Source organism: Arenimonas sp. (assembly GCF_036275555.1).
Lineage (GTDB): Bacteria > Pseudomonadota > Gammaproteobacteria > Xanthomonadales > Xanthomonadaceae > Arenimonas.
Genome location: NZ_DASUDO010000019.1, coordinates 1 through 2236 on the forward strand (window position 1 = coordinate 1; position 2236 = coordinate 2236).

Below are 2236 nucleotides of genomic sequence, written 5' to 3' on the forward strand. Positions count from 1 at the left end.
GGCCGGGTCAAGAGCCAGGGCGCCTCCACCATCACCATGCAGGTGGCGCGCAACGTCTACCTGTCGTCCGAGAAGACCTTCACCCGCAAGCTCTACGAAGTCCTGCTCACGTTCAAGCTGGAACACCTGCTGACGAAGGACCAGATCCTCGAGATCTACATGAACCAGATCTTCCTGGGCAACCGCGCCTACGGTTTCGCGGCCGCCTCGGAGACCTACTTCGGCAAGCCGCTCAAGGAGATCACGATCGCCGAGGCGGCCATGCTGGCCGGCCTGCCGAAGGCGCCGTCGGCCTTCAACCCGGTCACCAATCCGTCCCGCGCCCGCTCGAGGCAGCTTTACATCATCGAACGGATGGAGGAAAACGGTTTCATCACGCCAGAGCAGGCCGATGCAGCCAAGAAGCAGGAACTGCGCGTCCGTACCGGCATGCAGACCACCGCGGTCCGTGCCGAGTACGTGGCCGAGACCGTGCGCCAGCTGGTCTATGCGCAGTACGGCGACGAGGCCTACACCCGCGGCCTGAACGTGTTCACCACGGTCAAGGCCAACGAACAGGAAGCGGCGTACAAGGCCCTGCGCAAGGGCATCATGGACTACGAGAAGCGGCAGATCTACCGCGGCCCGGAGCGCTTCGTCGACCTGCCGGCCGACCCGAAGGAACTGGAAGACGCGATCGACGACGCCCTGGCCGAGCATCCGGACAACGGCGACGTGATGGCCGCCGTGGTGCTGGAGGTCAACCCGAAGAAGATCGTGGCCGTGCGCGGCAACGCCGAGCGCTTCGAGATCGTCGGCGAAGGCCTGAACGCGGCGCGCTCCGGCCTGTCCGACAAGGCGCAGCCCAAGATCAAGATCCGCCGCGGCGCCATCGTCCGCGTCATGAAGACGCCCAAGGACACCTGGGAGATCACCCAGCTGCCCGAGGTGGAAGGCGCGTTCGTGGCGCTCGATCCGCGCGACGGTTCGGTGCACGCCATGGTCGGCGGCTTCGACTTCAACAAGAACAAGTTCAACCACGTGACGCAGGCCTGGCGCCAGCCCGGTTCCGGCTTCAAGCCCTTCATCTACTCCGCGGCGCTGGAAAAGGGCTTCTCGCCCAGCACCATCGTCAACGACAGCCCGCTGTTCTTCGACTCCGGCGTCACCGGCGGCCAGCCCTGGGAGCCGAAGAACTACGACGGCAAGTTCGAGGGCCCGATGCCGCTGCACACCGCGCTGGCCAAGTCCAAGAACATGGTCTCGATCCGCGTGCTGCAGGCGGTGGGCCCGCAGAACGCGCAGGACTGGATCACGCGCTTCGGCTTCGATGCCGAGAAGCACCCGCCCTACCTCACCATGGCGCTGGGCGCTGGCTCGGTCACGCCGATGCAGGTGGCGCTGGGCTATGCGGTGTTCGCCAACGGCGGCTACCGCGTCAACCCCTGGCTCATCACCCGCATCGTCGACCAGAAGGGCAAGACGCTGGTGGAGAGCCAGCCGCCGCTGCTGAACGAATCGATGCGCGCCATCGACGCGCGCAACGCCTTCGTCATGAACCGTCTGATGCAGGAGATCACCCGCGCCGGCACCGCCGCCCGCGCGCAGCGTGACCTCAAGCGCCCCGACCTGTACGGCAAGACCGGCACCACCAACGACGCGATCGACACCTGGTTCAACGGCTTCCACCCCACGCTGGTGGCGATCGTCTGGATGGGATACGACACGCCGCGCTCGCTGGGCGACCGCGAGACCGGCGGCGGCCTGAGCCTGCCGGTGTGGATCAACTTCATGGAGACGGCGCTCAAGGGCGTGCCCGTGATGGAGCCCTCCGCCCCCGAAGGCCTGGTGAACGTCGGCGGCGAGTGGTACTACGAAGAATACGCGCGCGGCAACGGCGTCGGCAGCCTGGGGCTCTCGGGCGAGAACGGCGGCGAGGCGCGCAACCGTCCCCAGGGCGGCTCCTCGGGCGAGCAGGCGCCCGGAGTGCCCGGCGACCCCAGCATGCAGAACTCCGGCGGCCTGCCGCCGCCGATCCCGCCGGCGCCCGCCGACGAGCGCCGCAGCATCCTGGACCTGTTCAGGAACTGAACGCTAGCTGGCGGCCGGCCTGCAGGCTGGCGTGCCTGCTCAGTTCGGCGAAGAACTCGCCGGTGCCCTTGGTGTCGCGCCAGCACTGTCCGTCCCACCGGTAGTGATAGGCGCCGCCGCGGGCGGCCAGCCACATCTCGTGCAGCGGCTTCTGCATGTTGATCAC

General features: G+C 67.4%; 2 protein-coding genes. One reads left to right on the forward strand and one right to left on the reverse strand.

The window, feature by feature from the left end:
- Positions 1–2070, forward strand: a 2070-nt coding sequence (locus VFV21_RS05700; RefSeq protein WP_329668510.1) for a PBP1A family penicillin-binding protein, incomplete at its 5' end; no start/stop codon positions are given.
- On the opposite strand, the gene VFV21_RS13480 is transcribed toward VFV21_RS05700, so the two are convergent.
- Positions 2060–2227, reverse strand: a complete 168-nt coding sequence (locus VFV21_RS13480; protein ID WP_414638496.1) for a frataxin domain-containing protein — start codon at positions 2225–2227, stop codon at positions 2060–2062. The two genes, VFV21_RS05700 and VFV21_RS13480, sit on opposite strands and share 11 nt — an antisense overlap.
- Between the last annotated feature and the right edge of the window lie 9 nt (positions 2228–2236).

Bases quoted from the DNA above. Each gene is read 5' to 3' on its own strand.
- VFV21_RS13480 (WP_414638496.1), bottom strand. From the start codon at position 2,227: ATGCAGAAGCCGCTGCACGAGATGTGGCTGGCCGCCCGCGGCGGCGCC.